The sequence below is a fragment of the Streptomyces sp. NPDC031365 genome (genome assembly GCF_055569765.1).
The window spans coordinates 14,344-32,956 of the sequence record NZ_JBVIIM010000043.1 but is presented as its reverse complement, the minus strand read 5'-3'; the positions used below and the strand labels follow the sequence as shown (position 1 = coordinate 32,956).

At 72.4% G+C, this 18,613-nt stretch carries 20 protein-coding genes and 1 pseudogene; 8 read left to right on the top strand and 13 right to left on the bottom strand.

Translation table 11 applies throughout. The annotated features are described in order from the left end of the window. Nucleotides 1–125 precede the first annotated feature (125 nt). From ACZ5C2_RS36190 to ACZ5C2_RS36160, 7 genes are all read right to left on the bottom strand, one after another. Nucleotides 126–1,229: an ABC transporter ATP-binding protein gene (locus ACZ5C2_RS36190; protein ID WP_468800888.1), complete on the bottom strand. Its 1,104-nt coding sequence runs from the start codon at nucleotides 1,227–1,229 to the stop codon at nucleotides 126–128. Nucleotides 1,230–1,234: 5 nt separating this feature from the next. Next, a complete protein-coding gene (gene modB, locus ACZ5C2_RS36185) occupies nucleotides 1,235–2,062 on the bottom strand; it encodes a molybdate ABC transporter permease subunit (RefSeq protein ID WP_468800887.1) in 828 nt (275 codons plus the stop codon). After that, nucleotides 2,059–2,865 (bottom strand): molybdate ABC transporter substrate-binding protein, encoded by an 807-nt coding sequence (gene modA, locus ACZ5C2_RS36180; protein WP_468800885.1) that lies wholly within the window; start codon nucleotides 2,863–2,865, stop codon nucleotides 2,059–2,061. Before modA ends, modB begins: the two co-directional genes overlap by 4 nt. A gap of 164 nt (nucleotides 2,866–3,029) precedes the next feature. Continuing rightward, entirely contained in the window at nucleotides 3,030–3,425 is a 396-nt protein-coding gene (locus ACZ5C2_RS36175) for a TOBE domain-containing protein (protein WP_468800883.1), read from the bottom strand. Between the two features lie 126 nt (nucleotides 3,426–3,551). After that, on the bottom strand, nucleotides 3,552–3,818 hold the full coding sequence (locus tag ACZ5C2_RS36170; protein WP_468800881.1) for a substrate-binding domain-containing protein: 267 nt from the start codon (nucleotides 3,816–3,818) through the stop codon (nucleotides 3,552–3,554). 129 nt (nucleotides 3,819–3,947) lie between these two features. Continuing rightward, nucleotides 3,948–4,148, bottom strand: coding sequence for a DUF5999 family protein (locus tag ACZ5C2_RS36165; RefSeq protein ID WP_468800879.1), 201 nt, complete (start codon nucleotides 4,146–4,148; stop codon nucleotides 3,948–3,950). Nucleotides 4,149–4,452: 304 nt separating this feature from the next. After that, nucleotides 4,453–5,037 carry a hypothetical protein gene (locus ACZ5C2_RS36160; RefSeq protein WP_468800878.1) on the bottom strand — a complete coding sequence of 195 codons (585 nt, stop codon included), beginning with the start codon at nucleotides 5,035–5,037 and terminating at the stop codon, nucleotides 4,453–4,455. Between the two features lie 556 nt (nucleotides 5,038–5,593). Here ACZ5C2_RS36160 and ACZ5C2_RS36155 point away from each other — a divergent pair. Next, nucleotides 5,594–7,111, top strand: a complete 1,518-nt coding sequence (locus ACZ5C2_RS36155) for a glutamate-cysteine ligase family protein (protein WP_468800877.1) — start codon at nucleotides 5,594–5,596, stop codon at nucleotides 7,109–7,111. 79 nt (nucleotides 7,112–7,190) lie between these two features. Then, nucleotides 7,191–7,991, top strand: coding sequence for a CPBP family intramembrane glutamic endopeptidase (locus ACZ5C2_RS36150; protein WP_468800875.1), 801 nt, complete (start codon nucleotides 7,191–7,193; stop codon nucleotides 7,989–7,991). A 54-nt stretch (nucleotides 7,992–8,045) separates the two neighbouring features. Here ACZ5C2_RS36150 and ACZ5C2_RS36145 read toward each other — a convergent pair whose 3' ends face one another. Next, complete coding sequence (locus tag ACZ5C2_RS36145) at nucleotides 8,046–8,855, bottom strand: PhzF family phenazine biosynthesis protein (protein ID WP_468800874.1); 810 nt, start codon at nucleotides 8,853–8,855, stop codon at nucleotides 8,046–8,048. A gap of 162 nt (nucleotides 8,856–9,017) precedes the next feature. On the opposite strand from ACZ5C2_RS36145, the gene ACZ5C2_RS36140 reads away from it, so the two are divergent. The 4 genes from ACZ5C2_RS36140 to ACZ5C2_RS36125 all read left to right on the top strand — a co-directional run bounded on the left by ACZ5C2_RS36140 (nucleotide 9,018) and on the right by ACZ5C2_RS36125 (nucleotide 12,592). Continuing rightward, nucleotides 9,018–9,650, top strand: a complete 633-nt coding sequence (locus tag ACZ5C2_RS36140) for a PadR family transcriptional regulator (protein WP_468800873.1) — start codon at nucleotides 9,018–9,020, stop codon at nucleotides 9,648–9,650. A gap of 178 nt (nucleotides 9,651–9,828) precedes the next feature. Continuing rightward, nucleotides 9,829–10,362, top strand: coding sequence for a Clp protease N-terminal domain-containing protein (locus ACZ5C2_RS36135; protein WP_468800871.1), 534 nt, complete (start codon nucleotides 9,829–9,831; stop codon nucleotides 10,360–10,362). 46 nt (nucleotides 10,363–10,408) lie between these two features. Further along, nucleotides 10,409–11,410, top strand: coding sequence for an EamA family transporter (locus tag ACZ5C2_RS36130; RefSeq protein ID WP_468800870.1), 1,002 nt, complete (start codon nucleotides 10,409–10,411; stop codon nucleotides 11,408–11,410). A gap of 225 nt (nucleotides 11,411–11,635) precedes the next feature. Beyond that, on the top strand, nucleotides 11,636–12,592 hold the full coding sequence (locus ACZ5C2_RS36125) for a DMT family transporter (RefSeq protein ID WP_468800868.1): 957 nt from the start codon (nucleotides 11,636–11,638) through the stop codon (nucleotides 12,590–12,592). Between the two features lie 97 nt (nucleotides 12,593–12,689). Here the strand turns inward: ACZ5C2_RS36125 and ACZ5C2_RS36120 are convergent. Beyond that, nucleotides 12,690–13,109: pseudogene (locus ACZ5C2_RS36120) on the bottom strand (FMN-binding negative transcriptional regulator); the annotation flags it as partial. Next, nucleotides 13,106–13,786, bottom strand: a complete 681-nt coding sequence (locus ACZ5C2_RS36115; RefSeq protein WP_468800866.1) for a pyridoxamine 5'-phosphate oxidase family protein — start codon at nucleotides 13,784–13,786, stop codon at nucleotides 13,106–13,108. The gene ACZ5C2_RS36115 and the pseudogene ACZ5C2_RS36120, both read right to left, overlap by 4 nt. A gap of 35 nt (nucleotides 13,787–13,821) precedes the next feature. Between ACZ5C2_RS36115 and ACZ5C2_RS36110 the strand changes: the two genes are divergently transcribed. Next, nucleotides 13,822–15,159 carry an aminotransferase class I/II-fold pyridoxal phosphate-dependent enzyme gene (locus ACZ5C2_RS36110; RefSeq protein WP_468800865.1) on the top strand — a complete coding sequence of 446 codons (1,338 nt, stop codon included), beginning with the start codon at nucleotides 13,822–13,824 and terminating at the stop codon, nucleotides 15,157–15,159. 522 nt (nucleotides 15,160–15,681) lie between these two features. Here ACZ5C2_RS36110 and ACZ5C2_RS36105 read toward each other — a convergent pair. Further along, entirely contained in the window at nucleotides 15,682–16,629 is a 948-nt protein-coding gene (locus ACZ5C2_RS36105; protein ID WP_468800864.1) for a DMT family transporter, read from the bottom strand. A 74-nt stretch (nucleotides 16,630–16,703) separates the two neighbouring features. Between ACZ5C2_RS36105 and ACZ5C2_RS36100 the strand changes: the two genes are divergently transcribed. Beyond that, nucleotides 16,704–17,654 carry a LysR family transcriptional regulator gene (locus tag ACZ5C2_RS36100; RefSeq protein WP_468800863.1) on the top strand — a complete coding sequence of 317 codons (951 nt, stop codon included), beginning with the start codon at nucleotides 16,704–16,706 and terminating at the stop codon, nucleotides 17,652–17,654. Here ACZ5C2_RS36100 and ACZ5C2_RS36095 read toward each other — a convergent pair. Both ACZ5C2_RS36095 and ACZ5C2_RS36090 read right to left on the bottom strand, forming a co-directional pair. Then, entirely contained in the window at nucleotides 17,629–18,099 is a 471-nt protein-coding gene (locus tag ACZ5C2_RS36095) for a pyridoxamine 5'-phosphate oxidase family protein (RefSeq protein ID WP_468800862.1), read from the bottom strand. The genes ACZ5C2_RS36100 and ACZ5C2_RS36095 overlap by 26 nt on opposite strands. A 41-nt stretch (nucleotides 18,100–18,140) precedes the next feature. Then, nucleotides 18,141–18,596, bottom strand: a complete 456-nt coding sequence (locus ACZ5C2_RS36090; protein WP_468800860.1) for a Rieske (2Fe-2S) protein — start codon at nucleotides 18,594–18,596, stop codon at nucleotides 18,141–18,143. Nucleotides 18,597–18,613: the final 17 nt, after the last annotated feature.

The window sequence follows — 18,613 nt, the reverse complement described above, 5'->3', positions numbered from 1 at the left end:
TTCCGAGGAGTCCTCCCCCCCCCCCACCCCCCCCACACCCCCCCCCCCCCCCCCCCCCCACCCCCCCCCCCCCCCCCCCCCCCCCCCCCCCCCCCCGGGGCCCTTCATCACGTCGGGGCGAGACCTCACGCCGGGTACGCGTGTGTCTGCGCCGCCTTGACCGCGGCCCAGACCGGCGCGCCCGGATGGAGGTCGAGTTCGGCCGCGGCGACCGTGGTGAGGTCGGCGGCCAGGGACAGCTCGCCGGTGAGTTCCGCGCGGATCTGGTCCCCGTGGGTCTCCAGCCCGGCGACCGCGCACTGCCAGAGGTTGCGGGCGCTGGAGCCGGTCGGCCGGTCCCGGTACAGGGTCACCGCGCCGGGTGGGAACGCCACGAAGGCGGGCCCGGAGAGGTTCTCCGTGGTGCTGACGGCGGGCCCCGCGTCGAGCCGCACGGTGTGGCCCTCGGCCCGCCCGCGGTACAGGTTGAGCCCGACCAGCTGGGCGATGTACTCGGTGCGCGGGTGCCGGGCGATCTCGGACGGTGTGCCCTCCTGCACGATCCGGCCGTGTTCCACGACCACCAGACGGCCGGCGAGCACCATGGCGTCCAGCGGGTCGTGCGTGACCAGGACGGCGACGGCCTCGAAGGCGGCCAGATGACGGCGGAGCCGGGCGCGCACCTCCAGCCGGGTGCGGGCGTCCAGGGCGGCGAGGGGTTCGTCCAGGAGCAGCAGCCGGGGGCGGGTGGCCAGGGCGCGGGCGAGGGCCACGCGCTGGGCCTGGCCACCGGACAGGCGCCGGGGCTTGGCGCCGGCATGCTCGGCCAGGCCCATCCGGTCCAGCCACTCCGCGGCCTCGGCGCGGGCCGCCGCCTTGCCGGTGCCCCGGCAGCGCGGTCCGAAGGCCACGTTGTCGAGGGCGGTCAGGTGCGGAAAGAGCAGATAGTCCTGGAAGACGACGCCCACCGGGCGCGACTCCGGCGGCGTCCGGTGCAGGTCCGCGCCGTCCAGCCGGAGATGGCCAGCGGTGAGCGGAGCGAGGCCCGCCAGGGCGCGCAGGGCGGTGGTCTTGCCGGCGCCGTTGGGGCCCAGCAGGGCGACGACGTCGCCGGGTGCGGCGGTCAGCGCGATGTCCAGGCGGAAGGAGCCGCGGTCGACGACGAGCCGCGCGTCCAGCCCTTCGGCGGCGGCTCCGGCTCCGGCTCCGGTGCGCGCCGGGCCGGTCATCTTCTCGGGCTTCTTCGGCATGATCGTCAGACGGTCCTCATCCAGCGGTCCCGCAGCCCGGCCAGTACGGCGATGGAGACCGCGAGCAGGACCAGACTGAGGGCGATCGCGGCAGCCGGGTCGTTCTGCAGGGCGAGATAGACCGCGAGCGGCATGGTCTGGGTGCGGCCGGGAAAGTTGCCGGCGAAGGTGATCGTCGCGCCGAACTCCCCGAGTGCCCGCGCCCAGGCCAGTACGGCACCGGCCGCGATACCCGGAGCGATCAGTGGCAGGGTGACGCGGCGGAACGCCGTGAAGCGGGAGGCGCCCAGGGTGGTGGCCGCCTCCTCATAGCGCGGATCGGCGGCCCGCAGTGTTCCCTCGACGCTGATCACGAGGAACGGCATCGCCACGAACGTCTCGGCGAGGACCACGCCCGCGGTGGTGAACGGCAGGGTGACGCCGAACCACGCGTCCAGCCACTGGCCCACGACCCCGTTGCGGCCGAGCGCCAGCAGCAGGGCGACACCGCCCACCACCGGGGGGAGGACCAGCGGGAGCGTCACCAGGGCGCGGACCAGACCCCGGCCGGGGAAGTCCGTACGGGCCAGCAGCCAGGCCAGTGGGACGCCGATGACCAGGCTCAGCGCGGTCGCCGTCGTGGCGCAGAACAGCGACAGACGCAGCGCCTCCCACACCTCGGGGCTGGTCAGCTGCCCGGGGAGACTGCGCCAGGGAGCACGTAGGAGCAGGGCGAGGAGAGGCACCAGAAGGAACGCCAGGCCCAGCAGGGCGGGCGCGAGGAGGGCGAGGGGGACACCGCGCCCGGGCAGGCGGGGGCGTGCCTTCCGGGGAGCTTCCCGACCAGTGGTCACGGCTTCAGGAATCCCGCCCCTGCCAGCACCTTCTGGCCCTGCGGAGACGTCACCAACTCCACGAACGCCCTCGCCGCCGACGGGTTCGGGGCGTTCTCGAGCCGGGCGATCGGGTAGTTGTTGACCGCTTCGGCGGACTCGGGGAATTCCACGCCCTCCACCTTGTCACCGGCCGCGCGCACATCCGTGCGGTACACGACGGCCGCGTCGGCCTCCTTGAGTTCGACCTTCGTCACGGCGCTCTTGACGTCCTGCTCGTAGGAGACGGGTGTCAGTTCGACGCCGCCCGCCGTGAGCGCGGTCCGTGCGGCGGCGCCGCAGGGGACCGTCCGGTCGCACAGCACGACCTTCAGACCGGATGCGGTCAGATCGTTGAGGGAGCCGATCCCGTGGGGGTTGCCCGGCACGGTGGCGATCTGCAGTCGGTTGCGGACGAACGTGCTGGGGCTGCCCGCCGTGTGACCCTCGTCCGCGACGCGGTCCATCGTCTCCGCGCTGGCCGCCGCGAAGACATCGGCCGGGGCGCCGTTGTCGATGGCGGCCGCCAGGGAGTCGCTGCCGCTGAAGTTGAAGGTGACCTCGGTCCCCGGGTGTGCCGTCTCGAACCGCTCGCCCAGCTCCGTGAAGCTCTCCTTCAGCGAGGCGGCCGCGAAGACGGTGACCGTGCCGGTGACACTCTCCCCCTCCGCTGCCGAGGAGGGGTCCGAGCCGGATGAGGAGCAGGCGCTCAACGCGACCACGGCGATGGCTCCGGCGCCGACGACCCGACGGGGCGCGTGTGTCCGTCGCGGGGAACGGATCATCTCGGGGACTCCCTCGGTGGGTCGGGGAAGAGCCCGCAGAGCCCCTCCGGCACATCGAGCATACTGGCGCATCTGCCAGGAGGAAGACCACTATTCCGTCGCATGAGCAAGGTGTGGTGTGCACAGAGGCTCGCATGTGCACTCACCCGGGCATGCGTGCCCGTTCAGGTGCGGTCGATATGGACGCTGGTCGACTTCACCCGGGCGATGGCCTCCACGCCGACCTCCAGGCCCAGTTCCTCGACGGCCTCGCGGGTGAGCAGGGAGACGAGGCGGTGCGGACCGGCCTGGATCTCGACCTGCGCGGCGACATCGCCGAGCTTGATCGCCGTGACAATGCCGGGGAAGGCGTTGCGGGCGGAGGTGTACGGAGTGTCCTCCTCGGTGGTGCCCGACCTGGCGAGCTCGACGGAGAACGCGGCGAGATCCCGTCCGTCGACGAGCCGTCGTCCGCCGTCGTCGCGGTGGGTGGTGATGCGCCCCGCGTCCGCCCAGCGGCGGGCGGTGTCCGGGCTCACTCCGAGCAGTCTCGCTGCCTGGCCGATCGTGTAGGACTGCATGCCGGTCACGATAAGGCGCGGGCCGGGGTCGCCGCGGGGCAGGGGCGACAGGGTCCCGGGTGACCCCGGTGGGCGTCCGGTCAGCCGACCAGCGCACTTCCGGAAGGTCGTCGAAGCCGACCACGCTCATGTCCTCCGGCACCCTGAGCCCACGGCCGGCAGCGCTTCGATCGCCCCCAGCGCCATCCGGTCGCCGGCCGCGAACAGCGCGGTCGGCGGCCGGGGATGGTCCAGCAGGGGTGTTGCGGCCCGCGAAGCCGGACTCCGGCTTGACGTCGCCGGGGACGACGAGCGATGCGTCGAGCGGAACGTGAACGTCCGCGCCTCGAGTTCCGCCCGGTAACCATCGAGCCGCGCGCGGGAACGGAGCAGCGGCGCCGGCCCGGCGATCATGCCGATCCCGCGGTGCCCCAGGGCGACTACGGTGAGTGATCCACCCCGGACACGCGTCGGGGCCGGTTCACAGGAGATCCTGCGGTCCGGCCCCTGTTCTGCCGGGCGGCCCCGTCCGCCTCGCCGTGCTCAGGCGGTGGTCAGGCTGGCGTCCCGGGAGCGCTGCGGGGCGATGATCCGACCGTCGGGCAGGAGTTCGCCGGTGTCCTCGAAGAGCACGACACCGTTGCACAGCAGGCTCCAGCCCTGCTCCGGGTGGTGCGCCACGAGACGGGCGGATTCCCGGTCGGCGGAGTCGGCTGAGGGGCACGGGGTCTGGTGCTGGCACATGGGTGGGATCTCTCGCTCTGTGGTGACCTGTGAGTCGGCTGTTGTTGCAGTTCCGCGGCGTGAAGCTTCGTTCATGACCGTCCCCCGTCGTGATAAGTCGGTCGGACACCAGTGTTGCCCCACGGACGACGATCCGCAGGGATTTCGCGGCACCGTTCCTCACAGGTTGATGACGCATCCCCCGCATGGACGGTTCACCTCAACTGCACTGTCACTTCGGGTGGTTCGCCGTGGCCGAATGGGGCTAGTCCACATGCGCGCACCCCGCCGCCCGGGGTGCCGGGCGGCGGGGTGCGCGGGACTCTCAGGCCGGCGAGCCGAGCAGGCGGGTCGGGGTGACCCGGTGGGTCAGCACCGGCAGCAGATCGGTGACCCGGTGCGGGCGGTGGGCGGCGATGCCGGGCGGTGCCGGGGCGAGCGGAACGAGCAGATCGGTGGCGGCCGGGTGGCCGATGGCGCCGTCCGCGGTGGGATCGCCGTGCAGCCACAGCGCCAGCATGTAGAGGCCGGGCACCGACAGCAGCCGGGGCTGGTACGGCTGTGACATGGCCTCGGCCTGACGCAGTGCCAACTCGGTGGACGCGATGTACGGGCCCTCGAAGAAGCGGGAGAACGCCCAGCCGTCGGCGGTGAGCACGGTGTCCGCGGCGGCCACCGCACGATCGCCGCTGCGGATCAGGAAACGCCACCCGGCCAGTCGCGTCGCGGTACCGCCGTCGACGGTGATCCGGTCCAGGACGTGCACGGGAAGGGGGAGCTCGGGTGCGGCGGGGCCCTGGGTGCCGAGCAGGGAGGGAGTCCGCGCCTCGCGGACCGCGGTCGGTGAGGAGAGTGCGGTGAGGACGGAACGCAGTGCGGGCGCGGGAGCCGGGGGGACATGCAGCGGCATGGTGGGTCGCCTCTCATTCGAAGGCACGGTTGCGCGAGGGCGGGGCGTGGCGGACGGCGCTGTCAGCTCGCGAAGGTCAGAGAGGCAGGGGCCGGGTCTGGGCGCGAGAGACGGGGGTGTGGAGTGCTGCACGCCACCTCTCGGCTGGATCGCTCGACCGTGGGCGCCAACCTTCTGCCTTGTGGGCGAAGTTTATACGACGCGTGTTCAGACGATGTTTCGGGTAGCTGTTTTCGATCCGGCGAACAAGGGTACTTCTGGCCGGTGAAACGCGAAAATAATCCCGATTCCAGACCGGGTGCACATCGGTGACCTCGGATAACGACCGCGAAGCGGTCGGCCAATTCTCGTCGGCGTTTTTCACGAGATCGCATCCGATGTGCCCCACGCGTTGTGTGCCATGCCCCGTGAATGTGCCACTGGTCACTATCGACCAGACTAGCGGCTGACGGACCCGTCCGGGACGTTATCGATCGCATCCGCGGGGCATCCTCCCTTGTGGACCGGGACCCCGGCGGCCGATCTTCGGTCCGCCCATCCGAGGAGGGACGCTGCGATGGGGGAGAAGGTCGTGGCAGGCCAGTTCGACCTGTCCGATCGTCAGCGCTACCGCGAGAAGCTCCGCAGCTGCCTGACGGGCCTGGAGCGACTCCTGGCGGAGAAGCGGTTCGACCGCCCCAGGAACCTCATGGGGCTGGAGATCGAATTGAATCTCGCGGGCGCCGACGGCATGCCGAAAATGTTGAATGCGCAAGTCCTCGAGCGGATCGCCAGCCGGGACTTCCAGACGGAACTCGCGATGTTCAATCTGGAAGTGAACATCGCTCCTCATCGTTTGGGTGGCCGGGTATTCGACCAGCTCGACGAGGAACTGCGCACCTCGCTCGCCTATGCCGACCGGAAAGCCGGTGAGGTGGACGCGGGCATCGTGATGATCGGCATCCTGCCGACACTGGACCGGGACGACCTGGTTTCCTCCAACCTCTCCGACGTCGACCGTTACGCCTTGCTCAACGACCAGATCGTGGCCGCGCGCGGTGAGGACTTCACCCTCGACATCGACGGGGTGGAGCGACTCAGTTGCACCTCGAAGTCGATCGCTCCCGAAGCCGCCTGCACCTCGGTGCAGCTGCACCTCCAAGTCACCCCGGAACGCTTCGCCGGGGTGTGGAACGCGGCCCAGACCGTCGCCGCCGCGCAAGTCGCCGTCGGCGCCAACTCGCCGTTCCTGTTCGGCCGGGAACTGTGGCGCGAGTCGCGGCCCCCGCTGTTCCAGCAGTCCACCGACACCCGCCCGCCCGAGCTCCAGGCACAGGGAGTGCGGCCGCGCACCTGGTTCGGGGAGCGGTGGGTCACGTCGGCGTTCGACCTCTTCGAGGAGAATCTGCGCTACTACCCGGCCCTGCTGCCCATCTGCGACGACGAGGACCCGCTCGAGGTGCTGGACCGGGGCGGCGTCCCCTCGCTCGCCGAACTCGTCCTGCACAACGGCACCGTCTACCGCTGGAACCGCCCTGTCTACGGCATTGCCGAGGGCGTCCCCCACCTGCGCGTGGAGAACCGCGTGCTGCCCGCGGGGCCCACCGTCACCGACGTCATCGCCAACGCGGCCTTCTACTACGGAGTCGTCCGCGCCCTCGCCGAGGAAAGCCGCCCGGTGTGGACCCGGCTGCCCTTCGAGGCCGCCGCCGCCAACTTCGACGCCGCCTGCAAGTACGGCATCGACGCCCGCTTCACCTGGCCCCGGCGTGGCCGTCTCGGCGGTCTGGGCGAGGTGGACGCGGTCACCCTCGTACGGGACGAACTGCTGCCGCTCGCCGAGGTCGGACTGGACGCGTGGGGGATCGAGCCCGCCGACCGCGATCTGTACCTCGGGGTGATCGAGGAGCGGTGCCGACGCCGGGTGAACGGCGCGACCTGGCAGGCCGCGACCTTCCACCGGGCCCTCGACCTGGGTCTCACCCGCGAGGCCGCCCTGGCCGCCACCACCCGCCGCTACCGCGAACTGACGGAACGGGGAGATCCCGTGCACGCCTGGCCGGTGGGACTGCCGGAACCGGTGCCCACGGGCTGACCGTGCGGCGGCCCCCCGGCCGGGCCCGCGGCCACTGCCCCCATACTTGATCGGACCGATCGGTGATGTGGAGGCAGGTGTGCAGGCGGAGGCGGGCCCGGGGGCCGATTCCCTTCCCGAGCGGAGGCTGTCGCGGACGACGCTCCGCAACGAGACACTGCTGGTGCTCGCGCTGTCGCTCGGCGCGAGCGGAGTGTCCGCGGTGATCAGCTTTGTCGGCTCGGTCACCAGGCCGGGCGGGCTCAAGGACCAGGCGGCCACCCTCAACGCCTCGGCCGCGCCGGGCCGTCCCTGGCTGGACCTGGCCTGGCAGCTGTTCGGGATCACCACGGCGCTCGTACCCGTCGCACTGGTCGCGCACTTCCTGCTGCGCGAGGGCGCGGGGCTGCGCGTCCTCGGTTTCGACCGCACCCGTCCCTGGTTCGACCTCGGCCGCGGAGCCGCGGTCGCGGCGGTCATCGGCAGCAGCGGCATCGCCTTCTACCTGGCCGCGCGCGGGCTCGGCTTCAACCTCACCGTGGTGCCGGAGGCGCTGCCCGAGGTGTGGTGGAAGTACCCGGTGCTGATCCTCTCGGCCCTGCAGAACTCGATCGTCGAAGAAGTCATCGTCCTCGCCTATCTGCTGCGCCGCCTCAACCAGCTGGGCTGGTCCCCGGGCGCCGCGATGGCGGGCAGTTCGCTGCTGCGCGGCTCGTACCACCTCTACCAGGGCATCGGCGGCTTCGTCGGGAACATGGTCATGGGCGTGGTGTTCGTGTACCTGTACCGGCGCTGGGGCCGTGTCGGGCCGCTGGTGGTCGCACACACGCTGCTCGACATCGGGGCGTTCGTGGGTTACGCGCTGCTGGCCGGCAAGGTGGACTGGCTGCCGACGGCGTGAACCGGCGGACAGGGGGCGTACGGCCGTGCCGTACGCCCTCCTGTCGTGCCGGGCTCAGACCAGCAGCTCGCCCTCGATGACCGTCACGGCCCGTCCGCTCAGCAGGGTGCGCTCGCCGCGCACCTCGGTGCGGACGCGGCCGGAGCGCGGCGAGGCCTGGAGGCCGGTGAGGACGGAGCGGCCCAGGCGCCCGGACCAGTAGGGGGCCAGCGCGGTGTGCGCGCTGCCGGTGACCGGGTCCTCGTCGATGCCGACGTTGGGGAAGAAGCAGCGGGAGACGAAGTCGTAGCCGAGGGCCCGGTTCTCGGCGCGGGCGGTGACGATCACACCGCGCTCGGAGTAGGCGGCGAGTGCTTTGAGGTCGGGCCTCAGGGCGTGCACGGTCCGCTCGTCCTCGACCTCGACCAGCAGGTCCCCGATGTTCGGGCCGGTGTCGAACGCCGTGATCGGCCGGGCTCCGAGTGCTTCCGTGACGCCCACGGGGACGTCGGCCGGGGTGAGCGGTGCCGTGGGGAAGTCCAGGGTGACGGCGCCGTCCTCGCCGGGGGTGGCGATGAGCACGCCGCTGCGGGTGGCGAACCGCACCGGTCCCCGGTGTGCGCCGGTGGTGTGCAGGACGTGCGCGGTGGCCAGCGTCGCGTGGCCGCACATCGCCACCTCGGTGGCGGGGGTGAACCAGCGCAGCACCCAGTCGGCATCGCCGCCGCCGGGCAGCGGGTGGGCGAAGGCGGTCTCGGCGTGGTTGATCTCCAGGGCGACGTTCTGCAGCCGGTCGTCGTCCGGGAAGGCGTCCAGGAGCAGTACCCCGGCGGGGTTGCCGGTGAAGGGCCGGTCGGTGAAGGCATCCACGATTCGCATCCGCATGCCCCGACCGTACGGGTGCCGTGAAGCGGCGGGCCAAGGCCAATCGGCGGGTCCTGGACCTGCTGCGGGATGCCTCACCCGCCGGGGAGGGTTGTCGGTCGCGCGTAGCCGATATATCGTTGAGACATCGCGACAGATCAACGATGGAATGGAGTGGTGGCGATGCACACCCACGGACACGAGCACGGACACGGTCACGGCGGCTCGCGGGGCGCCCGGGGCGACTTCGACAGGTTGCGTGCGGCGTTCGGTCCCTTCGGTCCGGGAGGCCCGGGCGGTCCGGGTGGCCCCTTCGGTCAGGGATTCGGTCACGGCGGCCCCTGGGGCGGCCGAGGGCGCGGGGGGCCGAGGGGAAGGGCGCGGCGCGGTGACGTGCGGGCCTCGATCCTGGCCCTGCTGAAGGACCGTCCCATGCACGGCTACGAGATGATCCAGGAGATCGCCGAGCGCAGCGGCGGGGCGTGGAAGCCCAGCCCCGGCTCGGTGTACCCCACCCTTCAGCTACTGGAGGACGAGGGGCTGATCGTCAGCGAGTCGGAGGGCGGCAAGAAGCTGTTCTCCCTCACCGAGGCCGGCCGTGCGGCGGCCGAGGAGGGCTCCGAGGTCCCCTGGGAGGAGGCCTCACGCGGGGTCGACTGGGAGGCGCTGAGTGAGATCCGGCAGGCCGGCTTCGGGCTGATGGAAGCCTTCGGCCAGGTCTGGAAGACCGGCAGCAAGGGGCAGCGGGAGAAGGCCATCACCGTCATCAACGAGGCCCGCAAGAAGCTGTACCTGATCCTGGCAGACGAGGACTGACGCGGCGGGTGGGACGTGATGGGGGCGTGACGCAAACCGGCGCGCGCTCCTCGGGGAAAACGCCCTGATCTCCTTCGCAAGGAGGAGATCGTGGCCGGGGGAGTCCACTTCCCGTGGGACGCGAAGATGCTTCCCGCCGGGGATGCCCCGGGCTCGCGGGACTGATGAGGTAGGGAATGTGCAACCCCATATCCCCCGGCAGCAGACCTGCGGGCTTCAGGAGCAGGGCATCCATCGCGCGGACGGCGATGCCGGGCTCGGCGCGGAACTGGCAGCGGTGGTCGCCGGTGCCCGCCGCAGGGCGCTCCGGGACGGGGACCAGCAGATCGACACCGCGCATCTGCTGCACTCGCTGCTGGAGTCCGACCCCGAGGTGAGGGCCGTCCTCGGCGAGGGACCCCGGATCGCGCGGCTGCTCGGCTATCTCGTCCAGCGCAGCATCGGCTACGGCCTGCGCTGGCAGGGCGCGGTGGAGGACTCCGGAGGCTTCCCCGTGGTGGCGGAGGCCGCGGGCTTCTCCCCGCTGGCGGCGGGCTGCATGGAGTACGCCCAGGAACGTGCCGCCCGCAGGGGAGAAGGCCCGGCGTGCGGTACGGACCTGCTCGCGGCCATCGTCGCGGACCCGCAGGCACGCGCCGTCGAGGTACTCCGGCGTGCCGGAATCGACCCCCGGGAACTGTCCGGCCGGCTGGAGGCGCCGTCCAGTCGGTGAGACAGGTGTCATAGGGGGTGACGCTCCTGTCGGTGCCTGTCATCATGTGCCGGTGCCTACCTCAGTCAGTTCCCGGAGCCACCATGGAAAGGGCATCGGGCTCAGTCTCGCCCTCCTGTCCGCCGTGGCGTTCGGGGGATCCGGTGTGGCGGCCAAGCCGTTGATCGAGGCGGGCCTCGACCCGCTCCACGTCGTATGGCTGCGTGTGGCGGGCGCGGCGCTCATCATGCTGCCGCTGGCGGTGCGCCACCGGGGGCTGATCCGCAGCAGGCCGGGGCTGCTCGCCGGATTCGGCCTGTTCGCCGTGGCCGGCGTCCAGGCCTGCTACTTCGCCGCGATCTCCCGCATCCCCGTCGGTGTCGCACTGCTGGTCGAGTATCTGGCGCCCGTGCTCGTGCTCGGCTGGGTGCGGTTCGTGCAGCGGCGGCCGGTGACCCGCGCCGCCGCGGTCGGTGTCGTCCTCGCAGTGGGCGGGCTCGCCTGTGTCGTGGAGGTGTGGTCGGGCCTCGGCTTCGACGTCCTCGGACTGCTGCTGGCGCTCGGCGCCGCCTGCTGCCAGGTCGGCTACTTCGTGCTGTCCGACCAGGGCAGCGACGGCGAGGAGGCCCCCGACCCGCTCGGCGTGATCGCCTACGGGCTGCTGATCGGCGCGGCCGTCCTGACCGCCGTCGCCCGTCCCTGGTCCATGGACTGGTCCGTGCTCACCGGCAGGGCGGAGATGGACGGCACCCCGGTCGCCGCCTTCGTGCTGCTGGGCTGGATCGTCCTCGTCGCCACGGTCGTCGCGTACATCACCGGGGTCGTGTCGGTACGCCGGCTCTCGCCGCAGGTCGCCGGTGTCGTGGCCTGCCTGGAGGCGGTCATCGCCACCGTCCTCGCCTGGGTCCTGCTGGGCGAGCATCTCTCGGCTCCGCAGATCGTGGGCGGCGCGGTCGTCCTCACGGGCGCCTTCATCGCCCAGTCCTCGGCCCCGGCGAAGGGCTCCGGGAAGCCGGTGGCCGGCGGCGGACCCGAACGGGAGTTGTCCACGCCCGGAACGACCGCATAAGGTGCTGCTCATGCATGCGCGAGCACTCGTTCTTCCGCCTCCGGCCGCCTGAGGCGGGCTCTCCGGTACATCCGCCCGGCCGGCCGTCGGGCGTAACGGTGCTGCCCGCAGACGAAGTCCGAGGATCCCGCCGTACCGGCCCTCACCGGGTCTGAACCGGGATCCTTTCCCGAACTTCCGCGCCCACGCCGTCGCGTGTGGTGCGTGTATCTGCGGAGAGAACACGTGTCGAACGCCGTCTCCGGCCTGCCCATCGGGCGAGGCCTGCTCTATCTGATCGTCGCCGGTGCCGCCTGGGGCACCGCGGGCGCGGCCGCCTCGCTGGTCTACCGGACCAGTGACATGGGGCCCGTCTCCCTGTCCTTCTGGCGCTGTGCCCTCGGGCTGGTGCTGCTGCTGGCGGTACGGGCCCTGTCGCGGGGCGTGCGGAGCGCCGCCCCCGAGCCGCTCGGCCGCCGGGTGCTGCGGGCCGGGGCCACCGGGGTCGGTCTCGCGGTCTTCCAGACCGCCTACTTCGCGGCCGTCTCCGCCACGGGACTCGCCGTGGCCACTGTCGTCACCCTCGGCGCCGGACCCGTACTGATCGCACTCGGCGCCCGGCTGATCCTGGGGGAGCGACTGGGGCGCGGCGGAGTGGCCGCCGTCGCGGGCGCGCTGACCGGGCTCGTGGTGCTCGTCCTCGGCGGCGGGGAGACGACCGTGGACCCGTGGGGCGTCCTGCTCGCCCTGGTGTCCGCGGCCGGATACTCGGCGATGACCCTGCTCACCCGCTGGTGGGGACGCGACGGCGCGGTGGACTCCTCCGGTGCGACCATGGGGGCGTTCGCCGTCACCAGCCTGGTGCTGTTGCCGTTCGCCGCGGTCGAGGGGCTGCTGCCGCACACCGAGGCGCCCGGCGTGCTGTTGTGCCTCCTGGCGTACGTCGCCTCCGTACCGACGGCGCTCGCGTACGGCCTCTACTTCGCCGGTGCCGCCGTCGTACGGTCGGCCACCGTGTCCGTGATCATGCTGCTGGAGCCGGTGAGTGCGACGGTGCTCGCGGTGGCCCTGCTCGGTGAGCGGCTGACCGCGGCCACGGTCGCCGGCACCCTGCTGATGCTGGGCTCGGTGGCGGGGCTCGCGGTGGGCGAGGCACGGGGTGCCCGGGCCCGCAAGGGGGAGCCGGCTGCCGTACCCGTGTGACGGCAAAGGGCCCTCCCGGAGGCGGGAGGGCCCTCGGGTCAGGGCGTTCGCCGGCTCAGGACATGCGCGCGTGCCTCAGCGTCACGCGCGCCGTCGCCCGCGCGGAGCCGCCTTCCGGCCGGAAGTGGTCCGTCTGACGGTTCACCAGAGCGGCCTTCTGCGCCGGATCGTCCACGACGTGGGCGCGGCACCGCAGCTGGACGGCGGCGTAAAGGCCCGTCGGCACGCCGTGCTCCGGCGGTGTACCGGGCTCCGCCTGCCAGGGGACGTGGACGTAGTCGTCGACCACGCTCAGGAGGACGTCCGGATGCGCTTCGATGGCGTGCCAGAGCGGGGTGGGCCGGGCCAGGCGGGTGACCGCCTCGCCGCGCTCGGCGTCGAACGCGAGGTGCAGCGGCTGGACGTACGGCGGTTCGCCCGGCGGGCCGTTGACCGCGAGCTGGCCGAAGTCGTGCGTGGCCGGCCACCGCTGCCACGGGTCGTCGCGGGGTGCGTCCCAGGGGTGGATCAGCGTCACAGGGCCGCCAGGTAGCCGGGCAGCGCGGTGCCGGGGGCCAGGCCCGGGTCGGCGAGCGGGGTGCCGTAGCCCTTGCGCAGGGGAACGACACCGGCCCAGTGGGGGAGGGAGAGGTCCTCGGGCTCGTCGTTCACGCCGCCGGTGCGGAGCTTGGCGGAGACCTCGGCCAGGTCGAGGCGGATCACCGCGGTGGCGGCCAGCTCCTTCTTGTCGGCCGGCCGGGAGTCGGCGGATCGCCCTGGTACGACATGGTCGACCAGGGCGTCGAGCGCCTGCCGCTTCTCCTCCGGGTCGGTCACGTCGTACGCGACGCCGTGCACCACCACGGAGCGGTAGTTGACCGAGTGGTGGAAGGCCGAGCGGGCCAGCACCAGCCCGTCGACGTGGGTGACGGTCAGGCAGACCGGGAGGCCTGGGTCGGCCTGGCCCGCCGCGCGCAGGGGGCGCGAGCCGGTCGAGCCGTGGACGTAGAGGACCTCACCGATCCGGCCGTACAGCGTGGGCAGTACCACCGGCGCGCCGTCCCGGACGAAGCCGAGGTGGCATACGTAGCCCTCGTCGAGTATCGCGTGCACCAGTTCCTTGTCGTACGCGGCGCGGTCGGCGGAGCGGGTGGGGACGGTGCGCTCGGTGGGCGGGTAGGCGGGCCGCTGCTGTGGTGGCTGGGTCCCCTGCATGGCGCTCTCCATTGCACTAGTGCATAATCAACTTTGTGCTAGGAGAGTATCGGATCAGTGGGCGGCGCGCAGCGGACATTTCCGGGAGCATCGAGCGCGCGGTGGGTGAAGGGGAGCTGCGGCCGGGTGAACTGCTGCCCCCTATGCGGGAGTTGGCGGAGCGGCTCGGGGTCAACCCGAACACCGTCGCGGCCGCGTACCGCACCCTGCGCGAGCGCGGGGTCATCGAGACCGCGGGCCGGCGAGGCAGCCGCGTGCGGCCCAAGCCGGCCACCACGGCGCGCGACGTCATGCGGGTGGAGGTGCCGCCGGGCGTGCGGGACCTGTCCGAGGGCAACCCGGACCCGGCGCTGCTGCCCGCGCTTGCCGGGGCGTTCGCGGCGGCGGCCGGGCAGGGCGACCGGGAGCCGGTGCTGTACGGGCATGCACCGGTCGAGCCGGAGCTGGCACGTCTGGCCCGGGCCGGGCTGGACGCCGACGGCGTGCCCGACGGCCCCGTCGCCGTCGCGTCGGGCGCCCTCGACGCCATCGAGCGGGTGCTCACGGCGCATCTCAGACCCGGGGACGGGGTCGCCGTGGAGGACCCCGGGTGGGGGAGTCTGCTGGACCTGGTCCCGGCGCTCGGCCTGCGGACCGTTCCCGTCGGCGTCGACGACGAGGGGCCACTCCCCGACGACGTACGCACGGCACTGGCGGCCGGCGCACGCGCTCTGATCGTCACCGACCGCGCACAGAACCCGACCGGCGCCGCGCTGAGCGACACGCGTGCGCGTGTGCTGCGGGCGGTGCTCGCCGATCACCCGGGGACGCTGCTGATCGAGGACGACCACGGGCACCACATCGTCGACCTCCCGCTCCACCCCCTCGCGGGGGCCACCCGAAGGTGGGCCCTCGTGCGCTCGGCGGCCAAGGCGTACGGTCCCGACCTGCGGCTCGCGGTGCTCACGGGGGACGCGGTCACCCTCGACCGGGTGCGCGGCCGGCAGCGGCTCGGGCCCGGCTGGGTCAGCCGGATCGTCCAGCGCGCGGTGGTGCGGCTGTGGAGCGACGGCGCGCTGGATCCGGCGGCCGTGGCGGCGTGCTACGGGCGGCGCCGGGACGCGCTGATCGGGGCGTTGGCCCGGCGCGGGATCACGGGGCACGGGCGCACCGGCATGAACGTGTGGGTACCGGTCCCCGACGAGACCGGCGCCGTCGCCCGGCTGCTGCACGCCGGCTGGGCGGTGGCCCCCGGCGCCCGTTTCCGGATGAGCGCACCGCCGGGCATCCGCGTCACCGTCTCGACACTGACCGACAACGAGATCGAACCCTTGGCCGACGCGATTGCCGCAGCCGTCGGCCGTGCCGGGGAGCCGACACGGACGTACGTCTGAGGTGTGGCGAGGGGATGACCGGCCGGCGCGGTCCCCCGGGGCCTGCATCGCCACCACGCGCGGGGAGGGGCGGCCGCCGCAGGCTCGGCGGTGCGCGGCGAAGCCACGTCCGCGGCGGATCCCCGCCGGAGCCGGTACCGCGGCACCGGCCGGCCGGACCACCGCGACGACGTCGGCCCAGGCGGCATGGCAGGCCCCGCGTCAAACGGCCGAACGTCCGGTACGAACGCCACACTTGCCGCGAGCGGTTCCCGGTATCCACCATCCCGCCGACAGCGGCGTTCCCCTCCCAAGTGCCCCGCACCGCCCCGATCCGCCGCACCGTGTTTCGGACGCGGACCCGGCCGTCCCCCGGCAGAGCCGGGGATCCGGGCGAACCTGGCCTCCCCCGCAGCGCCCCGGCCGCCGGGGCACGTCGGGCTGCCTTCCCCGGTGCCGTCGCCGGTGAGGGCGATTCCCGGCGGGGCGTGTGGCCCCGGCGCCGGTATGCCCGCTCATCGGAAGGCAGTGCCGCCGTGGCGGCTACGTCTGTCGTTTCGGCCTCATCTGCGTCAGTGCCGCACCCGCCAGCACGACGGCCGCGCCCACCGGAGTGGACCAGGTCAGGGTCTCGCCGAGGAGCACGATGCCGGCCGCGGCGGCGATCACCGGGACGAAGTATGTGACCATCTGGCCGGTCGTGGGGCCGACCTCGGCGACCAGGCCGTACTGGATGAGAAAGGCCAGACCCGTGCCGAGCGTGCCCAGCGCGGTGATCGCCAGCAGCGGTCCGACGGCGAAGGCGGTCGGGAGATCGGTGAACAGCGGTGTCACGACGGCGAGTTGGCCCGTGGCGAGCAGCAACTGGCCGCCGGTCAGGGAAAGGTTCGAGTGGCTGTTGCCGGCCAGGGTGCGGCGCACGTAGATCCAGCCGACGGGGTAGCTCAGAGATCCCAACAGCGCGAGCGTGGTGCCACGGGCGTCCAGACCCTCGAAGCCCTGCCAGGCGCCCAGCACGGTCAGCACTCCGAGGAATCCCAGGCCGAGCCCCGCCACCCGCACCCGGGTCGGCCGGTCCTCGGACAGCGCCACCATCGACAGCGCCATGCCCCACAGCGGCGAGGTCGCGTTGCAGATGCCGGCCAGCGTGGACGGGATGGTCAGCTCCGCGAAGGCGAACAGCGAGAAGGGCAGCGCGTTCAGCAGGAAGCCGGCGATCGCGAGGTGGCCCCACGTGCGCGCACCGCGCGGGAGCCGCTCCCGGCGTACCGCCATGACGACCGCGAGGACAGCAGTCCCGAGGGCCAGTCGTCCGAGGGTGACCTGAAAGGGGGCGTAGCCCTGGGTGCCGACCTTGATGAGGAGGAAGCTGAAGCCCCAGATGAGGGACAGCGCGCCGAAACGCAGCCGCCAGTCCAGACGGGGGCGGGCGCTTTCCGGGGCGGGGCCGACCGGGCCCGGGGTGCTGGTGGTCGCGGTGACGCTGCTCATGGACGCAACGATGCGGCACGCATTCTCGTAGCACAATCCAGATTTCGCACGCAGTATCTCGTAGCATCACTTACATGTTGAACCTGGAGCGCCTGCGCACCCTCGATGCCCTCGCCCGGCACGGTTCCGTCAGCGGTGCGGCCGCGGGGCTGCACATCACGACCTCCGCCGTCTCGCAGCAGATGTCCAAGCTGGAACGTGAGGTCGGCCAGCGACTGCTCGCCAAGAACGGGCGCGGTGTCCGGCTCACGGACGCGGGCAGGCTGCTCGCGGAGCACGCCGCGCGCATTCTCTCCCAGGTCGAGCTCGCCCAGTCCGATCTGGAGGCGCAGCGCGGTCAGGTCGCGGGCGAGCTGCGGGTCTCGGCGTTCCCGACCGCCGCGCGGGGGCTGTTCCCGGTCGCGCTGGCGGACCTGCGTGACCGGCATCCCGCGCTCCGCGTGCGCTCCCGCGAGCTGGAACCGGAGCAGGGCATCCGGGGAGTGGTGCGCGGGGATCTCGATCTCGCCGTCGTACTCGACTGGTACAACAAGCCCATGCCGCTGCCCGACGGGCTGGTCAAGGCGCTGCTGCTCGACGACCCGGCCGATGTGGCGCTGCCGATCGGGCACCGGCTGGCCGGCAACCAGGAGGTGGACCTCGCCGAGTTCGCCGAGGACGAGTGGATCACCTGGGGCGAGGGCGAGTTCTGCCACGAGTGGCTGATGTTCACCCTGCGCTCCAAGGGCATCGAGCCGATCGTCGGCCACCGCGCCGCCGAGAGTCACACCCAGCTCGGCCTGGTCGCGGCGGGGCTCGGTGTCTGCATCGCCCCGCTGCTGGGCCGCAACCCCCTGCCCGACGGGGTGGTGACCGTCCCGCTCCGGCAGCGCGTGCGACGGCATGTCTTCGTGGTCTGGCGCGCGGACGCGGACCGCCGCCCGTCGATCCGGGCGGCGGTGCGGGCACTGCGGGCGGCGGGGGAGCGCGTCGGGGCGACCGGGGCGAGCCCCACGCCTCCTACGGCAGCGTCGACAGCTTCCTGAAGTCCCAGGACACCGTCTTCTCGGGGGTCAGGCGCAGCCAGGCGTGCCGACCGTCGTGGGGCATCTCGTCCAGGCCGAAGTTCTTGCGGGAGAACAGCGTCTCGGGCACGTCGAGTTCCGCGCGCAGCTCACCGGTGCGCGGTATCTCGCCCACGAACTCCACCCGCCCGGACAGCTCCGCCCCGCGCAGCTCGTCGTACTCCTCGCCCGTGTCGACCACGATCGCCACCCGGGGGTCGCGCCGCAGATCCGTCCAGCGCCTGCTGCGCACCACGGAGTAGAGCCAGAGTGAGGTGCCGTCCCAGGCGAACCAGAGCGTGCTCACGTGCGGAGTACCGTCGGCGGACACCGTGGCGACCCGGCAGGTGCGCTGGACGGTGAGGAAATCGTCCAGCTCTCCGGGCGTCATCATGATCTTCCGGCCCCGGCGCTGCGTGGCGGTCATACGGTCCCCTCTTCTCTCATGTCGTACCCGGCGCGGCCGGTTCAGGCGAGGGTGATCGAATCCCCGCTGACGGTGATCTCCACCGCGGGCAGCGGTTTGGTCGCCGGGCCGCCCTTCACACTGCCGTCGGCGATGGAGAAGTCGCTGTTGTGGCAGGGGCAGTTGATGACCCCGTCGGCAACGCTCTTCACCGCGCACCCCTGGTGGGTGCAGGTAGCGGAGAAGGCCTTGAACTCGCCCGCCGTCGGCTGGGTGACGACGACCTTGCGGTCGGCGAAGACCTTGCCCCCGCCCTCGGGGATGTCGGCGGTCGAGGCGAGCGGCGCGGCGTCGGCGTCGTCCGACGAGCCGCCGGCGGAGCCGGTGTCCACGGAGGAGCTGGAGTCGTTGTCGGAGCCCCCGCATGCGGTCAGCGCGACGGCGAGGCCCGCCGCTCCGGCCGCTGCCACGACGGTTCGCCGGGCGGGTCCTGATGCAGGGTAGAGCGATGCGGTCATGCCGATGTGTCCCTTCC

Coding starts and splice junctions, on each gene's coding strand:
- ACZ5C2_RS36100 (WP_468800863.1), top strand. CDS start 16,704: ATGTTGAACCTGGAGCGCCTGCGCACCCTCGATGCCCTCGCCCGGCAC.
- ACZ5C2_RS36115 (WP_468800866.1), bottom strand. CDS start 13,786: ATGCAGGGGACCCAGCCACCACAGCAGCGGCCCGCCTACCCGCCCACC.
- modA (WP_468800885.1), bottom strand. CDS start 2,865: ATGATCCGTTCCCCGCGACGGACACACGCGCCCCGTCGGGTCGTCGGC.
- ACZ5C2_RS36145 (WP_468800874.1), bottom strand. CDS start 8,855: ATGCGGATGCGAATCGTGGATGCCTTCACCGACCGGCCCTTCACCGGC.
- ACZ5C2_RS36160 (WP_468800878.1), bottom strand. CDS start 5,037: ATGCCGCTGCATGTCCCCCCGGCTCCCGCGCCCGCACTGCGTTCCGTC.
- ACZ5C2_RS36155 (WP_468800877.1), top strand. CDS start 5,594: ATGGGGGAGAAGGTCGTGGCAGGCCAGTTCGACCTGTCCGATCGTCAG.
- ACZ5C2_RS36090 (WP_468800860.1), bottom strand. CDS start 18,596: ATGACCGCATCGCTCTACCCTGCATCAGGACCCGCCCGGCGAACCGTC.
- ACZ5C2_RS36175 (WP_468800883.1), bottom strand. CDS start 3,425: ATGCAGTCCTACACGATCGGCCAGGCAGCGAGACTGCTCGGAGTGAGC.
- ACZ5C2_RS36105 (WP_468800864.1), bottom strand. CDS start 16,629: ATGAGCAGCGTCACCGCGACCACCAGCACCCCGGGCCCGGTCGGCCCC.
- ACZ5C2_RS36170 (WP_468800881.1), bottom strand. CDS start 3,818: ATGATCGCCGGGCCGGCGCCGCTGCTCCGTTCCCGCGCGCGGCTCGAT.
- ACZ5C2_RS36190 (WP_468800888.1), bottom strand. CDS start 1,229: ATGCCGAAGAAGCCCGAGAAGATGACCGGCCCGGCGCGCACCGGAGCC.
- ACZ5C2_RS36140 (WP_468800873.1), top strand. CDS start 9,018: ATGCACACCCACGGACACGAGCACGGACACGGTCACGGCGGCTCGCGG.
- ACZ5C2_RS36165 (WP_468800879.1), bottom strand. CDS start 4,148: ATGTGCCAGCACCAGACCCCGTGCCCCTCAGCCGACTCCGCCGACCGG.
- ACZ5C2_RS36095 (WP_468800862.1), bottom strand. CDS start 18,099: ATGACCGCCACGCAGCGCCGGGGCCGGAAGATCATGATGACGCCCGGA.